Here is a 17,861-nt window from a genome sequence, read left to right as displayed (position 1 = left end):
TGTTGGGGGTTTTTTAGTTAATTTAGTAGCTAAAAAGTTAGAAAATGACAGTTCAAGACATACAGCCAGATGAGTATAACCCATATTATAAAACTTATATAGATAAAGTTGGAGATGGAGATTTATTAGAGCTATTATATAAAAGACAAGAGATTATAACTAAATTCTTCAAATCACTTGACGAGTCTAAATACCTATACCGTTATGCTGATGGCAAATGGACTCCTCTCGAAATTCTGCAACATATTATAGATACAGAACGTATATTTTATTACCGAGCATTACGTTTTGCCCGTATGGATGCGACGCCTTTAATTGGCTTTGAACATAACGATTATATAAATCCATCAAGAGCCAACAATAAATCTATGCCACAACTTATTAAGGAGTATGATGTTGAGCGGCAACATTCTTTAGTTTTGTTTCAGAGTTTAGAAGAAGATGTTTTTTCTTTTAAAGGTACGGCAAACGGTAGTGCTATGACAGCTAGAGCCATTGCTGCTATTATGATAGGACATGAAAAGCATCATATTGAAATTATAAAAGAACGATACTTGTAATGACAGTAATTTTTAAAACATTTTTAAGTCTTATAAAGTCTACTTACAAGCGTTGGGATAATATAGACCCTTTTGCTAAAAGTGCAATTATTGCTTACTACACCTTATTCTCATTGCCTTCTTTATTAATGATTGTGGTAACCATTGCCGGAAAGTTTTTCGGCAGAGATGCTGTTCAAGGTAGGATTACTTCAGAAATAGGAGGCCTTATTGGAGATGGCGCCGCAGAAGCTATAGAAGGTATGATTGCTAATGCCGCGCTTAATGACAGTTCTGCATTTACAGTTGTATTTGGTGTTGGTGCGCTACTCTTTGGAGCCACAGGTGCGTTTTTTCAATTAAAACGTACTATGAACTTTATATGGAATGTAAAGGAGAGAGATCAAACCATTTTACGAATGGTTATAGATCGTGTAATCTCATTTGGGATGATCTTAGTTGTGGGTCTTATGCTACTTGTTTCGTTAGTAATTTCTGCAACCATAGGTGCTATAAGTGAATATGTAGAGCAAATTGCACCAAACATTACAGCAATTGCCCTAGATATTGGTAATTTCCTGTTCTCTTATATATTTATAACGGCATTATTTGCAAGTATCTTTAAAATCTTACCAGACGTAAAACTTAAATGGAGAGTTACCTTATTAGGTGCATCTGTAACAACACTTTTGTTTTTAATAGGTGAATATTTATTAGGATTTTATTTTGGGCATAGTGAGCCTGCATCTGTTTATGGTGGCGCCTCTTCTGTGGTGCTTATACTGCTTTGGGTTTACTACACGTGTCTCATAGTATTTTTTGGAGCGTGTTTTACTGTAGAGTATGCACTCTATAAAAATGAAAAAGTAGAGCCAAATGAACAAGGAGAATCTGCTTTAGAGCAAGAACTACAAGAGTTAGAGCTTAAAAAAAAACAAGCAGAAGAAGATCATGANGATTTTAAAAAGCTGGAAAACGNTGTAGACTCNTAACATTGTTTAACAAACTTAAACATAAGCTTCACAAAACATTAACCCACTTAGCCTTAACATCTGCTTATATTTGAGATGAATTTAATTACTAATCAAAATAATAAGAAGATGAATAAGAGAGTCGCAATATTAGCAACAAATGGATTTGAAGAAAGTGAGTTAAAGTCACCTTTAGAAGCTATGAAGAATGAAGGATTTACAGTAGATATTGTAAGTCAAGAGTCTGGAAAGATAAAAGCTTGGGATAATGGAAATTGGTCTAACGAATATACAGTAGACAAAACATTGGATAATGTTTCAGCNAGTGATTATAATGCTTTAATGTTACCTGGTGGTGTAATTAACCCAGATATTTTACGAAGAGATGATAAGGCTATTAGCTTTATTAAAGATTTCTTTAANCAAAGTAAACCAGTAGCAGCCATATGCCACGCACCTCAATTATTAATTGAAGCAGATGTGGTTAAAGGNCGTAAGTTAACATCATTCAACTCTATNAAAACAGACCTAGTAAATGCAGGAGCAAACTGGGTAGATGAAGAGGTTGTAGTAGATGAAGGTTTTGTAACNAGTAGAAATCCTGATGATTTACCAGCATTTAATGCAAAATTAATTGAAGAGGTAAAAGAAGGTAAGCACGAGTTACAACACGCTTAATTATNAAATAATTTTTNAAAAAGGGAACAGAAATGTTCCCTTTTTTTATAGAATAAATAGAAATGCACATTTGTATAAAATTCTAATATAGATTAATTTGAAATTACATCTATAATTCCGAAATTTATACTTTAAAATAAAAACTTATGATGACTATAGACAGCGTTTTAGAACGCTTAAAAGAAGGGAATAAAAGATACACAGAAGATAAGCTTGATAGAAAGCTGCAAGATAAAAGTCGCCGTGGCGATTTAACTGGAGGNCAAGAGCCTTACGCAATTGTATTAAGTTGCGCAGATAGTAGAGTAGTGCCAGAATTAGCTTTTGATGCTGGTNTAGGAGAGCTATTTGTTGTGCGTGTNGCTGGTAATGTNGCAAACACATCTTCTATTGCTAGTATAGAATATGCNGTAGCTAATATTGGAACACCTGTAATTGTTGTGTTAGGACACGAGAGTTGTGGTGCTGTAACTGCTGCTGTAAATGGTGGAGATAACGGTTATAACTTAAATCATTTATTATCACACATTTCTCCAGCGTTAGCNAAGTCTGATGATAATGCAGAAGTTAATGAGGTAGTGAAAACAAATGCAAAGCTTACTGTAGATGAATTAGCTAGCCGTAGCTCAATCATTAAAGGTGCAATTGATAGCGGAAAATTAAAAGTAGTTCCTGCATATTATAATTTAGGATCTGGAGAAGTAGAGTTTTTATAAGCCCTACATTTTATAAAACTAAAACGAGAGCTAAAATGGCTCTCGTTTTTTTTTTGTTCTAATTTATAGATAGAAGCATTATTGACTTAGCATTATCTNTATTCTGGGTTTTCAAAATTCCACCTAGAGCCATTATCCCAATCTTCTCTTGANTTACCATATTTTGGATANCCGTTATTTTCTTTCATTACNTTGGCTAGATGTAAGAGGTTGTACGTCAAAAATGTAGTATTTCTATTAGTAAATTCATTGTTTTTAGCGTCTGCTTCCTCATCTAAATAACTTGGTCCAGGACCAACTTCACCAATCCATCCTGCGTCTGCTTGCGGTGGTATGCTGTAACCTATATGTTGCATTGCATATAATAATCCCATAGCACAGTGTTTTACGCCATCTTCATTACCTGTTATAATACAACCGCCAACCTTGCCGTAAAACACGTATTGGCCTTTATTATTAGTTTTGCCACTCATACCGTATAAACGTTCAATAAGTTTAGTGGCAACAGAAGACTTTTCTCCTAACCAGATAGGTGTACCAATAATTAAGATATCAGCATCCATAATATCTTTATATAATTTTGGCCAATCATCTGTATCATAACCATGTTCTGTCATGTCTGGATAAACACCATATGCAATATCATAATCTACTACACGATGATAGTTTACTGTAACACCTTCAGATTTCATGATATTCATAGAAACATCTATTAAGCCCTTTGTATGACTTTTTCTTGGAGATTTTTTTAATGTACAGTTTAAATAAAGTGCTTTAAGAGAAGAAAAATCTGGCTTAGACATAGTGTTACTTTAGGTTTATCCTAAAGATACTGGTTTTATATCTATTGTGAAATGTTAATAGGAGCAACCTGTCCTGGTTGCATGTCTTCTAAATGGTAGTTGCCAATACGTANACGTACTAATCGTAATGTAGGAAAGCCAACTTTTGCAGTCATTTTTCGAACNTGTCTAAATTTNCCTTCGCGAATTGAAATAGATAACCANCTAGTTTCGCCGTGTCTAGAGCTTCGTATTGCTTTTTGNCGTTCAGGAAATTGAGGTNTTTTATNTAGTTTAAATGCNGTACACGGCTTTGTATCATATTGCTTACCATTAATAGGAATAGTAAGTCCGTTACGCATTTCATTTATNGCACCTTCTGTAATGTCACCACTAACTTGTACAATGTATTCTTTNTCGTACTTAGAGCTTGTAACAGCGGCACTCACTTTACCNTCTGTAGTTAATAGGAGTAAACCTTCAGACATTTCGTCTAACCTACCAATACTCATAGTGCCTTCAGGAAAATTATATAATTCGCCTAATAGTTTTTTGTTTCGGCGTTTCTTGCTGTTATTTATAAACTGACTAAGATAACCGTCTGGTTTATAAAGTTTAAAATGTTTGTGTGTAGAGTTTTCAGCATTCATAACTAAGAAAATTGCCAAGCTAAGATTCTACTTTTTTTGTGACCTTGACTCATTTCTATAACTTTTANAGAAGCTTTTAGTTTCTTAAGCTGCTTTTCAAGTTTAGGCAAGTTTTCTTTTCTAGAGACTAACGTTGTAAACCAAGTGACATTTNCTTTAAAAGATGCACTTTGCTTAATCATACGTTTAATGAATAGAGCTTCGCCACCATTACACCAAAGCTCGTGAGATTGTCCACCAAAATTTAGCTTTAACTCTGTTGTGTNGTTTAAGTTTTTAANCTTTTTTAAAGCCTCACGNTCTGCATCTTTTTCTGANGTATAAAATGGTGGATTGCACATAGTAAANGTAAANNGNTCATTTTCNTTTATAATNCCTTCAAAAATATTAGCATTGTTTTCTTGATGCTTTATTGAAATTTTTTCACTTAAACCTTTTGTGTAATTAACATTTTTAATTGCTTGTAATACAGAGTTTTTGTTAATATCAGAACCNACCATATCCCAATTGTATATTTGAGTNCCTAAAATTGGATAAATGCAATTTGCACCAACGCCAATGTCTAATCCCTTAACTTGTTGTTTTTGATCTATAANGTCTGAAAGGTGATGAATATAATCTGCGCGACCAGGAATTGGAGGACATAAAAAATGTTTGGGAATATNCCAATCTGTAAGATTATAATGGTGTTTTAATAAAGCTTTATTTAGATGATAAACAGCGTCGGGATTAGAAAAATCNANACTAAGATTTCCATACGAGTTTTTAAAAACAAAGNCTTGTAGCGGTTTATGTGTGCTAATTAAAGCAGTAAAATTATAGTCGCCGTTATGTATATTATTAGGATGCAGAGAAAAGAATGGTTTAAAATGCTTCGAAAACGTAACCTAGCAGCCAATATAAGATTAGAAAAACTACAATAGTACCAATACANCCACAACGGCCNCCACCAATTTTCTTAGCACCCCAAAATGCAACAAGTGCTCTTAGTAATTTTTTCATAGTAATTTATTTTAAACGTTTACCAACAGTAGTAAATGAAAGTCCTTGTTGTCCTGAAGTAGAAATCATAACAGCTTCAAACAATGGNTCNGAAGAGTTAGGTTGTACAACCCAATCAAAAATGAAATTACCTCCAGTGCCGCCTTCTTTATCTATTTCATCTATAACAATTTCTACAGTTTCCATTGGTTTCAAATAAATAGGATCTGTAAAATAGGTACGTATTAAATCGCCTTCTGTATTAAAATATTCTGCCTTAGTAAGAAATACAGAGTCACTCCTATGTGTATTTCTTAAACTTATTGTAGCAGTTAAATCATGTGTTCTATGTTCAGACAAACTATAAATTTCAGAATACACAGAAAGGTAGGTTGNNCCTTGCTCNAAACTGTCTAGTACAGAAANATCTTTTATAGCTCTCTTTTTCCAGTTTACAGGATCTACAGTGCTAAAATCCTTTTGCTCCTGGCAAGACCAAAATAGTAATGATATTACAGTAAGTAAAAGGAANTGTTTCATATTAACTCATTTTAGTAATCAATGTTTGTAAAGAGACATCTTCTTGCTCNCCAGTTTTCATAGATTTTAAGGCTAACAAATCATTTGCTATTTCGGTTTCTCCAGCAACTACAACAAATGGTATATTTCTTTTGTTAGCATAATCAAACTGTTTACCCATTTTTTTCTTGTCTGGATATAATTCTGCAGATACACCGTTAGCTCTTAATTTCTTAATAGCTTGCATAGCATANAATGCCTCTGTTTCTCCAAAGTTAACAAAAAGGACCTTTGTATTTTCAGAAACCGTATCAGGAAATTTATTAAGTTCTTCTAAAACAAGGTAAATTCTATCTAAACCAAAGGAGATACCAACACCACTCATATCTTTAAGGCCAAAAATACCTGTAAGATCATCGTAACGGCCACCACCGCCAATACTTCCCATACTTACACCTTCTGGNGCACTAACCTCAAAAATAGCACCTGTATAGTAGTTTAGNCCACGCGCTAAAGTTATATCTAAATCTAAAGTTGCAGTTTGTAATGGTAGTTGTGATATGGCTTCTTGTATAAANTCTAATTCCTTAATACCTTCCATTCCTATTTCTGAAGATTCAAGGATACTNTTTACCGTTTCAATTTTATCTGAAAAACTTCCAGAAACATTAAATATGGGTTGNATTTTAGAAATAGCTTCTTCAGAAATACCTTTAGTAAGCATTTCTTCTTTTACNTTTTCCTCGCCAATCTTATCTAATTTATCTAACGCTACAGTAAAGTCTATAAGTTTATCGCTAGCTCCAATAACTTCAGCAAAACCGCTTAACACCTTCCTGTTGTTCATCTTTATCGTTGTNCCATCAAGATTTAACGCAGTAAAAACACTGTCATAAAGTTGAATAAAATCTACTTCTTGAAACAAACTTTTACTACCAACAACATCTGCATCACATTGGTAAAACTCTCTAAATCGTCCTTTTTGNGGTCTGTCTGCTCGCCACACTGGTTGTATCTGGTAGCGTTTAAACGGAAAGTCTATTTCATTTTGATGTTGTACAACATACCTAGCAAAGGGTACAGTTAAATCATAGCGAAGTGCTTTTTCTGAAATTTTAGGAGTCATTACAAGACTGTCTTTTTCAGCATATGTAGTATCATCTACTTTNTTAAGAAAATCTCCGCTGTTTAATATTTTGAAAATAAGACGATCGCCTTCATCTCCATATTTTCCCATAAGGGTTGCGCTATTTTCAAAACTTGGAGTTTCAATAGGTTGAAAACCGAAATTTTGAAACTTAGATTTTATAGTATCTACAATGTAATTTCTCTTTGAAACTTCAATAGGAGAGAAGTCTCTTGTGCCTTTTGGTATGCTTGGTTTCTGTGCCATAATTATTTGAAAGCGCAAAGATACTTAAAGAAACTTCAAAATTTAAGTAACTTTATCATTGGTATAGCGTCTTATGAGTGAATTTTATTTAGTAGAACCGTAATCCTATGTTTGGACTCTTTAAGGAAAATGTACGAATAGCTTTTGATAGCATTAAAAGCCAATTACTTAGAACNATTTTAACGGTAATGATTATTGCTATTGGTATTACTGCACTTGTGGGAATACTTAGCGCAGTTTCTGCACTAGAAAATACNATNAGNGGNGATTTTTCTGCTATGGGAGCCAATACATTTAATATAAGACAGTACGAGTTTAATATACAAATGGGCGGTCGTCCAGGAGAACGCCAAAAGGTAAATCCTATTTTAAGTTATAATGAAGTAAAAGAATTTAAAGAAAAATTTGAGTATCCATTTTCTCAAACCTCCATTTCNTTTACAGGTACAGCAAGTGCCGAAGTAAGATTTGAAACNGAAAAAACAGATCCAGAAGTTAGAGTATTAGGTGTAAACGAATACTTTTTAGACAATTCTGGNCTTAAATTAGAAAAAGGCAGAAATTTTACAGTCTTCGATATTGAAAACAATAACAACGTTTGTATTCTAGGAGCTGATTTTTATGAAGTTCTATTTAAAGACATAAATCCTATTGATAAAACNATTAGTATAAGAGGCGTAAAATTTAANGTAATAGGAATTTTAGAAGAAAAAGGCTCTACGTTTGGGAANAATCAAGACTTAAGGGTACTTATACCTATTCAAAATGCACGTTCTATTTTTACTGCGCCAAATATAAACTATGAGATGAGCGTGAAAATAGANAATAAAGAAATGATGGAAGGTGCTCAAGATGAAGCAACTATAACCTTTAGAAATATAAGAGGTCTTAGTCCTGTACAAGACAATAACTTTGGGATAGAGCGTAGTGATAGCTTATTAAATCAAATCTTTGCAATTACAGGGTATCTAGATATTGCTGCTTGGATTATTAGTATAATCACAATTTTTGGATCTTCAATAGCACTTATGAATATTATGTTGGTTTCTGTGACAGAACGTACTCGAGAAATTGGGGTTAGAAAAGCTTTNGGAGCAAAACGTAATACNATTGCCACTCAGTTTTTTATGGAAACCTTAATTATTGGACAATTAGGAGGTTTAATAGGTATTATATTAGGTATTCTTATAGGTTATGCTGTGGCATCTGCTGCAGAGTTTGATTTTGTAACGCCTTGGGTTGCTATTTTGTGGGCAACAGGTATTACCTTTTTAATTGCAGTAGTTTCTGGCAGTTATCCAGCTTTAAAAGCATCTAAACAAGATCCTATTGAGTCTCTTAGGTACGAGTAACATTAAAACGTAAAGTACTTAACAATAGTCTCATAAAGATCAAACTGAGGTTCTTTAGGATCTAAGTAAAACTCTAGGTTGTCTAANATATCTCCNTACTTGCTATTATCTATTGTAAAATTAATTACTGGACTTTTAGTAGAGTAAAATATTTTCTGNAGTTGTTCATTATCAACTCTTGCAGAGTAATTTCCACTTAATAATCCTAAGTAAGAGAAATAACCATCATATTCTGATAATACTGTTGCTACAGTATTAAATTTTTCATCTAGGATATTTATTTTAATTCGGCTAAACGGTTGTTGAGTACCATTTTTAGACCTGAAGACATATCCTNCNACTTCACCAGATATTTTTACAGGNACTTCAATAGTAGTAATTTTATTTGGNCTAAGTGTAATATTGTAAGAATCGTATTTTAATTTATAAGCAACACTTTCTGTGTTGTCTGTATTTAACTCAACATAATAATCTATGTAGGGCTCTAAACTATTAAATTGTAAATCTCCATTAGGCATCTGGTTTCCATTTCTACCTTTGTTTAACTTACCGCCAAGGCCTACAACTACAGGTTCATCCTCATCTTTTATATCATTGTCGTTTAAATCTAAAAATGGTTTAAACACAAGATTAGCTCTGTTTAGAGTTATGTTTTTATCAAAGCTTAAGTGGTTGTCATAATTATTAAATAGTAAACCACCAGATATATTTTGCCCTAAGGTTACTAAGTCTTCACTAATAGCAATATTTGCTCCGGTACGAGCAAAGTTAAAGTCCCATCGTAACCCTAAGCTAAATAAGTTNGAGTTTGANAAGAACTCTCTTGTATAACTAAAATCTAGTAATCCTCTTCCGTATAAATTCTTTCTAATTCTTACTCTGGCATAGTTAATTTTGTTTTGTGAGATTTCATATAATANCTCTGGNGACATTAANAANCCGTTATAAATTTCAAAGGTTGTAAATCCTCTTAANCTATANAATGCATTNGCGTTAGCATTTTTTAAAATACTGGTNGTTAAGTTAGAACTTAGACCAAATATTTTTCCATTATAAATGTATTGAGTGTTGGTAGAATAATTACCATTTCTGTTAGATCTGTAATCGAATCTAAATCTTGAAAACCCTTGAATAAACTTATATCTTAAAGGAAATGCTACAGTAGCATCTAACTGTCTGTTTGCTCCTTGAAATACTACAGTTTGGTTTTCATCTAACTCTGTATAGTTTGCCTGAATATTAAAGTTAGACGTTGAAAAGTAATTTATAGTACTCTTAAATCTTACACCTAAAGCATATTCTGAAGAAAAGATAAGGTTATTCTTTATTTTAAGGTTAGTAGATAAAAAAGGGTAGAAGCTTATATTTCCTCTTGTCTTTACATATTCTGTACCTGCGTTTAATGTTAAAAACCTAGTTGCACCATAACTTCCTCTTACTTGAGAAAATACACTTCCAGTTTCTTCTGCAAATGTTCCAGCAGTAATTTGATATTCAAATTCTTTTGGCGGTAAAAAACTAAAGGGAACATTTATAAAACGTTCTTGTGTTTGCTCTTCCCCAAAACGTCCAAAAAATCTTAAATCGACATTAGTTCTTCCATAAACTACAGGTATAGAGAAACTAAAAAGGCCTGTGGCATCTGCTTCAGTATAATCTACCAAGACATCATTTATATAAAGCTCTACAGTCCAAAAGGGTTCTGTATATTCTGTAAGGTTGTAGTATTCAAAAGTGTTTCTTAGTTGAGTAGACCTGTTTGTGATCTGTCCACCAATTAATGGTGCAAAGTTTGTAGCGATTGAGTTTGTACCAACATTTCCTAAACTAAACTGCTTAAAATTAGTGTCTGAGTTATCGACATATTTATAGGTTGCAGAAAAATTTCTTAACGTAAGTGGCGTTTGTGCGTTACTTACAAAATTAGCAGCTAAATCTCCTCCCAAAACTTGGCCGCCTGTGGAGACTTGAAACCTGTTAAAGGAATTACCATTTATAACTTGAGAGGTGTTAACTGCATAGGTGAGCGCACCTAACTCTATCCAAGGCCTTTCTCTTCTAGCTAACGTATCTCCTACATAAACAGTGTTTGTAATCTTATTAAGATTAAGGCGTCTTTCTAAAATCCTAGCTTCTTTCATAGCAGGAAGTTCAATAGCACTTTTTGTGACAATAGCTAGTTCTCTATAAATAAAGCTACTTTCAAATTTAAAAACAGCATCTAATCGTTCTAAACTTAAATACAGGTTTCCTTGACTTAAATACACGTCATCTTCACCTAAAGCATATCTATTATCTCTAAAAATAATTTCCTGCTGTTCTGTATCTATGATATAGACATCTTCTGGAGAGCTTATAAAACCTTCAACTATTGATGCATCATCATTTATGAGAGATAACTTAACTTTTGTTATTGCAAATAACTCATTTATAGAAATATAGGTTTTGTTTTCACATATAATTGAAGACACTTCAGAATCTCGTAAACCTTCAATAAATAACCTTACAATGACCTCGTCACAATCTTGAGAAATTTGAGAGTATGATTGAAACGGTAATAATGAAATTAAAACAAACCCTAATAGAATGAGACTCCGAATTAATATTTTGAATGGAATAATGCGTAAAGTTTTACTCATTCAGAATTAATTATAAACATAACTTCTACGTCGCCATTATAATGCCCTGGCGAATTATTGCTTATGAGTAGGCTAGCCCCTAAAGAAACTGTGAGTGGATTTAATACCGATATATTAAAAGACTCATCATTTGGTAATTCTGGTTGCAAAAGAATAGTCTCATTAAATTGATTCACCAAATATACATCTGATGTGGATATTGATACATTAATAGGGAATACACTTGTTGTGGTAACTAAAAATTTAGCGGCACTTATTGTACTTTGGTTTAAAACTGTAATATTTTGTGATGTGGTTAGTGTAGAATTCTCTGTTAAATTTAAAACTCCAGAAGATTGACCACCTAAAGTAAACATTCCAAAATTATAAGGTTCTATATTTTGTGCAAGTATAGTTTGACCTATACTATATGTGTAAGTTGAACAAAAGAATAAGAAAAGAAGAACTTTTAAATTATTCATTAGAGTTTTATTACATATTCAGCGATAATATCATTAATATTTCGTTCCTCTTTACTTGTTAGCGTAATTTGTATATTTCCTTCGCTTAAATTAGAAAATTCATCTGGCATGAGCATATTTACAACTCTATGATCATTTTTGGCATAGATTGCAATTCCAGGAATTTCTCCTATATTTTCTATACTACCATCACCATATAGGTAATCTATACTAATTGATCCATAAATAGACATATTGCCAGACTTTGTAACTTTAAAAGAGAGCGCTCTTTTATTGTTTTCAGTAAATGGTAAGCTAACATCTTCAATAGCAACAGTTGTATTGTAAGCTCCTTTTCTAATAATATTAGGTATAGTTAAACCGTAAACTGCTTTAAGACTAACGCCCATAGCAGCCTCATTGTCTACCTCTAATACATTTGATCTTGCATTATTTCTAGGCACACCTTTAAAAAGTAAATGGGATCTATACTCTCCATCTTCCAATTCTGAAAAATTTCTCATTTGCAGCTTTACAGTTTGGGTTTGGTTAGGAGCTAAGGTTACTCGCCTTGGGAAAAATCTAAAATTTTTACTTGATGGGTTTTCAATAGAGTCTTCAGGTACTCTTTTAAAAACACCTGAATTATCTACCTTATAATTAACATACAACAAATTATATGTAGCGGTATCTTTTCCTCTATTTGTGAGGTATAAAGTTTCTGAGCGTTTATTTCCATTTTCAAAAACTACTCGTCTTGGCACTACAGATAAATCGCCTTGAGGGTAACAACTTGGTATACTTAATAATAAGAATAAGATATATAAAGCGTGTTTCATAATTAATAATAATAAGAGATGTGTTTATAAAAGTATTAATAAGTTGAGATAAAAAAAAGTACCATCTAAAAAAGATGGTACTTTTTAAATTAATATGTTGTGTAGGTTTATAAGTAATTTACAGTAACATCAAAAGTACCAGTGTATAAACCAGCAGCTTGATCTGCACCTACATTAAGTTTAGCACCTACCGTAAAATCTTCTGTTACACTCAAATCACCTAATACACCACCTAAAGTTACACCAGCAATTGGTAAACTAGATGTAAACGTATCAACAGTCATTGTGTCGTCGTTAGTATTTGTAATATCTATAGATGTAGGTAATGATATTGTAAAGATAGAGATACCAGAACCAGTTACTTCAAAAGCTGCAGCTTCTGGACTAGCAGCAGTTTGATCACCTAATATTTGACTTACAGAACCAACACTTATAGTTAAACCTCCAGCAGGAGCTAATATAAATGATGAAGCTGAAGAAGATGGAATTACCACACCAAAATTAAGATCATTTGTTTTTTCAATTGTTAAGTCTTGTACAATTGTTGCAGAGGCATTTGCAGTNGCAGTATTTGTTAATTGTGCNGTAGCNGTTAAAATNCCAAATGTTGAAAGAACTGCAGNAAATACTAAATTTTTAAAAGTTTTCATAAGAGATTGTTTTTGAATTGTTAAATAAGAGANTAAATNTTTATNGTATTAATACACAAGCTAAATTATATTATTTATAAATATAAAANGTTAACAGTTNGTTAATTTNGGAAACATTTCACANCTAATATGTTAAAAGCTAATTTNATAGATTAAAAGCACTAANTAAATGTTAATTAAATATTATGCAGTGCATTANACATTTACTTTAACAGTTGTATANGCTTAAATGCTATGTGCAACTTGTTAAATAATAATCCATAGTCATTCAATTTNCTTAAATAATATCTGTTTAAAATAAATATTAGAGCTAANCGTTTCAATTGTAGTTTTAATTACATTTGTGCCTATGCAGCAACGTTATTATGTTTTAGCCGCCATTGCATTATTCTGTTTCCTAAATATTAATTTTATATATGGACAGATAGGTGGTCAGTCTACATATCAATTCCTAAACCTTATAAACTCTCCTAGACAAGCTGCTTTAGGTGGAAAGAATATTACTATATATGACCAAGATCCCACATCTGGTCTTTACAATCCTGCCAATATAAATTTNAGAATGGACAACCAATTGTCTGTTAACTATGTAAATTATATAGCAGATGTAAATTATGGTACTGCTAGTTATGCTTATTTATATGANAGGAGAACTCAAGTTATTCATGCAGGNATTACTTANATAAACTATGGAAGNTTTGATGGGTATGATGAAAATGGTAATGCTACAAACACTTTTAGTGGTGGAGAAGCAGCACTGTCTTTAGGATATGCTTATAATATACCATACTCAGATTTTTATATTGGAGCAAATGCAAAGTTTATATCTTCAAAATTAGAACAATATTCATCTTTAGGAGGNGCATTAGANCTTGGTNTAACTTATTTTTATGAAGANTGGGATTTAGTTATAGCTGCAGTTGCTAGAAATATAGGTACTCAATTTACTGCGTATGATGATACTTATGAAAGTATCCCTTTCGAAGTTAATTTCGGAATTTCACAACAATTAAGAAAAGTACCATTGCAGTGGCATTTAACCTTTGAGAATTTACAGCAATGGCAAATAGCTTTCAGAAATACAAATAGAGATGAAGAAGATCTTTCTGGAAATGTTATTGAAGATGATCCAGGNTTCTTTAATAATGTATTAAGACATACAATATTAGGAGTAGAGCTATTTCCAAAAGGAGGCTTTAATATTAGGTTAGGTTATAGCTTTAGAAGAGGAGAAGAATTAAGAATTGTAGACCAAAGGTCTTTTGCAGGCTTAAGTGCTGGTTTTGGTGTCAAATTTAATAGAGTACGTTTTAATTATGCCTATTCTCGCTATAACAGCGCAGCTAGCTCAAGCTTTTTTGGTTTAAATATAGATTTACAATAATGCAGAAAAAAATTACAATTGCAATTGATGGGTATTCCTCTACAGGAAAAAGTACAGTNGCAAAACAATTAGCTAGCCATCTTAATTATATTTATGTTGATACAGGAGCAATGTATAGAGCAGTAACGTTATATGCATTAAATAACAATATTATTTCTGAAACAGTTTTTGATAAAGAAAAGCTAATTAATGAATTAGATAATATTGAAATAACTTTTAAATACAATGAGACAAAGGGGTTTGCCGAAGTNTTATTAAACTCAATTAATGTAGAGCATCAAATACGAACTTTAAAAGTTTCAAATTTTGTTAGTCCAATAGCTACTGTTTCAGAAGTAAGAAAAAAACTAGTAAGNCAACAACAGCGCTTAGGTAAAGANAAAGGTGTTGTTATGGATGGAAGAGATATAGGTACAGTAGTATTTCCAGATGCCGATTTAAAATTATTTATGACNGCATCTGCAGAAGAACGTGCTCAAAGAAGATATAAAGAACTTATTGAAAGAGGCGATGCTGTAAATTATGAAGACATATATAATAATGTTGTCGAAAGAGATTTAATTGATACTACACGTAAAGACTCTCCATTAGTTAAAGCAAAAGATGCAATTGAAATTGATAACTCTCAACTTACTTTAGATGGCCAATTTCATACCATACTACAACTTGTAAANGATAAATTAGCGGGCAGATCNTAAATCTNGCTTGANTATTAACACAGGTTAGTATTATTTGTTAATTCTTACAAAAAATANTGGTTTTAATCATATTTTATCGCCAATCGGTGTTAATGAAATGTTAAGCAGTTAAACTTAGGTTAAAGANGTTATGTTGAAAATCCAACAGTCCTCATTANTCGTTAATACTTTAAGNCATAGTGTTTTAAAACTACTGTGTNCTAAACTAAGTTTAACTAAATCAACATTTCATTATGAAACAAAAAACTACTCGGAACTTATTTCTTACATTTTCCTTGTTGTTTGTTGCTGGCCTATCTTTTGGTCAAATTGTAACAAACGGCGATGATGCTGGACCAGGTTCCCTACGAGACGCAGTTGCTCAAGCTAACGCAAATGCNGGAGCAGACGTTATTACATTTAATGGAAACTTTACAGTAAACCTAACTTCTGGAGAAATATTAGTTACAGATGATGTAACAATTACAGGAAATGGTACTGGTAATACAATTATTGATGGTTCTTCCAATTCTGGAAGAATTTTTAATTTTCAGATGGATGGTGGCATTATTGCAGGAGNATCCTCAACACTAGATGCAATCACTATTCANAACGGTTCAATTACAGGAACAGCAGATGGTGGTGGTGCTATATTTGTATCAGCTAATGATATTGTAGCTCCTAGTTCTTTAACTATAGTAAATTGTGATTTTAATAACAATTCCACAGAATCAGACACGTCTGGGGATGGCGGTGGTGGTGCAATTTATGCTTCAGATGTTTCNTTAGATATTACAGGAACTGAATTTAATAATAANATAGCAANTGCTGCTTCNGGTAGTGGTGGAGCAATTTATTATGAGTCTCAAAGTGTTTTAACAACATTCTCTTTAGTAAATTCAGATTTAACAGGAAANATTGCTGGTCGTGCTGGTGGTGCGATTGAAACTAATACACCTAATGTATTAACAATTACTAACGTAACTTTTGATGGTAACCAAGCAACTGGTACACCTGGTAATGGTGGAGCGTTACATAATACAGGTATAAGTGATACAAACGTAACAGGTTCTACATTTATAAATAATATTGCAGGATCAGAAGGTGGAGCATTATGGAATCAAGCTGGCGGAACAATGACCGTAAATGCCTCAACTGTAACTGGTAATGAAGCACAAGGAAACGATAGCTCTAACGGTGGTGGAGGTTTATTCAACAACGGTGGTACTTTAATAGTTTCTGGCGCAACTTTAGTAAATAATAATTCTGCTACAGGNACTTCTGGTTCTGGCGGTGGTATTTTAAGTACAGATGGAGATGTTACAGTTACAGATCCAAATACTACAGTAAATAGTAACATAGCAAACCGTGCTGGTGGTGGTATCGAAATAATAGATGGGTCACTTACATTACAAGATGCCTCACTTAATAGTAATAATGCTGGTGTTGCACCAAATGCTTCAGCAAGTCCNGGTAATGGTGGTGGTTTACACGTTTCTGGAATTGCTACTNTNATAATTAATGGAGGTAATATTCAAGGAAATATAGCAGCTAACGAAGGTGGTGGACTATGGAATCAACTTGGAAGTACAATGACAGTAGGCAATACACCAACACCAAATTTCTCAGATAATATCGCAAGTGGAGATGCGCCTACTACAGGTGGTGGTGCAATATTCAACAATGGTGGAGATCTTATAGTATTAGCAGGAAATAATATAGTCAATAATNTTGCAGATGGTGTTTCAGGTTCTGGTGGAGCTATTCTAAGTAATGGAGGTACTGTAACAATTACTGAAACAACTTTCACTAATAACGTATCTACACGTGCTGGTGGTGCTATAGAACATACTGGCGGAACTCTTAATTTAACAGGTGTAATTTTTGACAGTAATAATGTTGGTGTTACATCTCCTTTAAATTCTAATCCTGGTAATGGAGGTGCTTTACACGTAGGTGGTAATGCAACTACTAATATTACAGGTGGTTCAGTTATTAATAACCAAGCTGCTAATGAAGGTGGTGGATTATGGAATGGCTCTGGCATAATGACAATTATTGATGTTGTTATTGATGGAAACAGTGCTCATAGTGCTGCTGCAGCAACATCTGGTGGTGGTGGTATCTANAATGAAGGAGGTACTGTAACAACAGATGCTACNACNCAAATAATAAATAACATTGCTACAGTAGGNCCNTCTGGTTCTGGTGGTGGTATTTTAAATGCAGGNGGAACATTTACTGCTACAGGAACAACAATTTCTAATAATACAGCAAATAGAGCTGGTGGTGGTATTGAAGCAAATAATACAGATTCAGGAAGTGTACCAGGTATTGTAAATTTAACTAATGTAACATTAGATAATAACAATGCTGGTGGTGTTGCTCCTGCTCCTGGAAACGGTGGCGGACTACACGTAAGTGGGTCTAGTGCTATTAACATCACAGGAGGAACCGTAAGTGGAAACACAGCTTCCAAAGAAGGTGGCGGACTATGGAACAACCAAGGTGTGATGACTATCACCGGAACAACTATAGATGGTAACGATGCACAGGGAGACCTTGTTGCAGATCCATTGGAGATTGTAGGTGGTGGAGGAATCTTCGCTGAGGATGGAGCCGGATCGGTTGTCATCGGAGCAGGAACGATC

16 protein-coding genes are annotated in these 17,861 nt (G+C 33.1%); 8 read left to right on the top strand and 8 right to left on the bottom strand.

Annotated features, from left to right (window positions below; translation table 11 throughout):
* Positions 1–44: 44 nt before the first annotated feature.
* The 4 genes from CL818_RS08635 to CL818_RS08620 all read left to right on the top strand — a co-directional run bounded on the left by CL818_RS08635 (position 45) and on the right by CL818_RS08620 (position 2,904).
* Complete coding sequence (locus CL818_RS08635) at positions 45–560, top strand: DinB family protein (protein ID WP_272973732.1); 516 nt, start codon at positions 45–47, stop codon at positions 558–560.
* Positions 560–1,531: a YihY/virulence factor BrkB family protein gene (locus tag CL818_RS08630; protein WP_286972706.1), complete on the top strand. Its 972-nt coding sequence runs from the start codon at positions 560–562 to the stop codon at positions 1,529–1,531. Before CL818_RS08635 ends, CL818_RS08630 begins: the two co-directional genes overlap by 1 nt.
* A 108-nt stretch (positions 1,532–1,639) precedes the next feature.
* A complete protein-coding gene (locus CL818_RS08625; protein ID WP_286972704.1) occupies positions 1,640–2,188 on the top strand; it encodes a type 1 glutamine amidotransferase domain-containing protein in 549 nt (182 codons plus the stop codon).
* Positions 2,189–2,334: 146 nt separating this feature from the next.
* On the top strand, positions 2,335–2,904 hold the full coding sequence (locus CL818_RS08620) for a carbonic anhydrase (RefSeq protein ID WP_286972702.1): 570 nt from the start codon (positions 2,335–2,337) through the stop codon (positions 2,902–2,904).
* 92 nt (positions 2,905–2,996) lie between these two features.
* Here the strand turns inward: CL818_RS08620 and CL818_RS08615 are convergent, their stop codons facing one another.
* The 5 genes from CL818_RS08615 to hisS form a co-directional block, all read right to left on the bottom strand.
* On the bottom strand, positions 2,997–3,707 hold the full coding sequence (locus CL818_RS08615; RefSeq protein WP_286972699.1) for a flavodoxin family protein: 711 nt from the start codon (positions 3,705–3,707) through the stop codon (positions 2,997–2,999).
* Between the two features lie 41 nt (positions 3,708–3,748).
* A complete protein-coding gene (locus tag CL818_RS08610) occupies positions 3,749–4,336 on the bottom strand; it encodes a pseudouridine synthase (RefSeq protein WP_286972844.1) in 588 nt (195 codons plus the stop codon).
* 2 nt (positions 4,337–4,338) lie between these two features.
* Entirely contained in the window at positions 4,339–5,139 is an 801-nt protein-coding gene (gene rlmF / locus CL818_RS08605; protein ID WP_353743986.1) for a 23S rRNA (adenine(1618)-N(6))-methyltransferase RlmF, read from the bottom strand.
* Positions 5,140–5,344: 205 nt separating this feature from the next.
* The gene (locus CL818_RS08595; RefSeq protein WP_286972696.1) at positions 5,345–5,857 is read right to left on the bottom strand and encodes a DUF3124 domain-containing protein; all 513 of its coding nucleotides are present in this window, start codon (positions 5,855–5,857) and stop codon (positions 5,345–5,347) included.
* 1 nt (position 5,858) lies between these two features.
* Positions 5,859–7,229, bottom strand: coding sequence for a histidine--tRNA ligase (hisS, locus tag CL818_RS08590; protein WP_286972693.1), 1,371 nt, complete (start codon positions 7,227–7,229; stop codon positions 5,859–5,861).
* 107 nt (positions 7,230–7,336) lie between these two features.
* Here hisS and CL818_RS08585 point away from each other — a divergent pair, with 107 nt between their 5' ends.
* Positions 7,337–8,581 (top strand): ABC transporter permease, encoded by a 1,245-nt coding sequence (locus CL818_RS08585; protein WP_286972692.1) that lies wholly within the window; start codon positions 7,337–7,339, stop codon positions 8,579–8,581.
* Positions 8,582–11,216: 2,635 nt separating this feature from the next.
* Here the strand turns inward: CL818_RS08585 and CL818_RS08580 are convergent.
* The 3 genes from CL818_RS08580 to CL818_RS08570 all read right to left on the bottom strand — a co-directional run bounded on the left by CL818_RS08580 (position 11,217) and on the right by CL818_RS08570 (position 13,149).
* Positions 11,217–11,681 carry a hypothetical protein gene (locus CL818_RS08580; protein WP_272973726.1) on the bottom strand — a complete coding sequence of 155 codons (465 nt, stop codon included), beginning with the start codon at positions 11,679–11,681 and terminating at the stop codon, positions 11,217–11,219.
* On the bottom strand, positions 11,681–12,499 hold the full coding sequence (locus tag CL818_RS08575) for a fimbrial biogenesis chaperone (RefSeq protein WP_272973725.1): 819 nt from the start codon (positions 12,497–12,499) through the stop codon (positions 11,681–11,683). Before CL818_RS08575 ends, CL818_RS08580 begins: the two co-directional genes overlap by 1 nt.
* 107 nt (positions 12,500–12,606) lie before the next feature.
* Positions 12,607–13,149: a DUF4402 domain-containing protein gene (locus CL818_RS08570; RefSeq protein WP_286972689.1), complete on the bottom strand. Its 543-nt coding sequence runs from the start codon at positions 13,147–13,149 to the stop codon at positions 12,607–12,609.
* A 349-nt stretch (positions 13,150–13,498) separates the two neighbouring features.
* On the opposite strand from CL818_RS08570, the gene porQ reads away from it, so the two are divergent.
* The 3 genes from porQ to CL818_RS08555 all read left to right on the top strand — a co-directional run.
* The gene (gene porQ, locus CL818_RS08565) at positions 13,499–14,533 is read left to right on the top strand and encodes a type IX secretion system protein PorQ (protein WP_286972687.1); all 1,035 of its coding nucleotides are present in this window, start codon (positions 13,499–13,501) and stop codon (positions 14,531–14,533) included.
* Positions 14,533–15,231 (top strand): (d)CMP kinase, encoded by a 699-nt coding sequence (gene cmk, locus CL818_RS08560; RefSeq protein ID WP_286972685.1) that lies wholly within the window; start codon positions 14,533–14,535, stop codon positions 15,229–15,231. The genes porQ and cmk overlap by 1 nt, the downstream gene beginning before the upstream one ends.
* A gap of 233 nt (positions 15,232–15,464) precedes the next feature.
* A partial coding sequence (locus tag CL818_RS08555) for a beta strand repeat-containing protein (RefSeq protein WP_502692233.1) occupies positions 15,465–17,861 on the top strand: 2,397 nt, incomplete at its 3' end.

It is taken from the genome of Croceibacter sp. (genome assembly GCF_002716225.1).
Lineage (GTDB): Bacteria > Bacteroidota > Bacteroidia > Flavobacteriales > Flavobacteriaceae > Croceibacter > Croceibacter atlanticus.
This window is presented reverse-complemented; position numbering and strand designations above follow the sequence as displayed.

Coding starts and splice junctions, on each gene's coding strand:
- CL818_RS08635 (WP_272973732.1), top strand. CDS start 45: ATGACAGTTCAAGACATACAGCCAGATGAGTATAACCCATATTATAAA.
- CL818_RS08580 (WP_272973726.1), bottom strand. CDS start 11,681: ATGAATAATTTAAAAGTTCTTCTTTTCTTATTCTTTTGTTCAACTTAC.
- CL818_RS08575 (WP_272973725.1), bottom strand. CDS start 12,499: ATGAAACACGCTTTATATATCTTATTCTTATTATTAAGTATACCAAGT.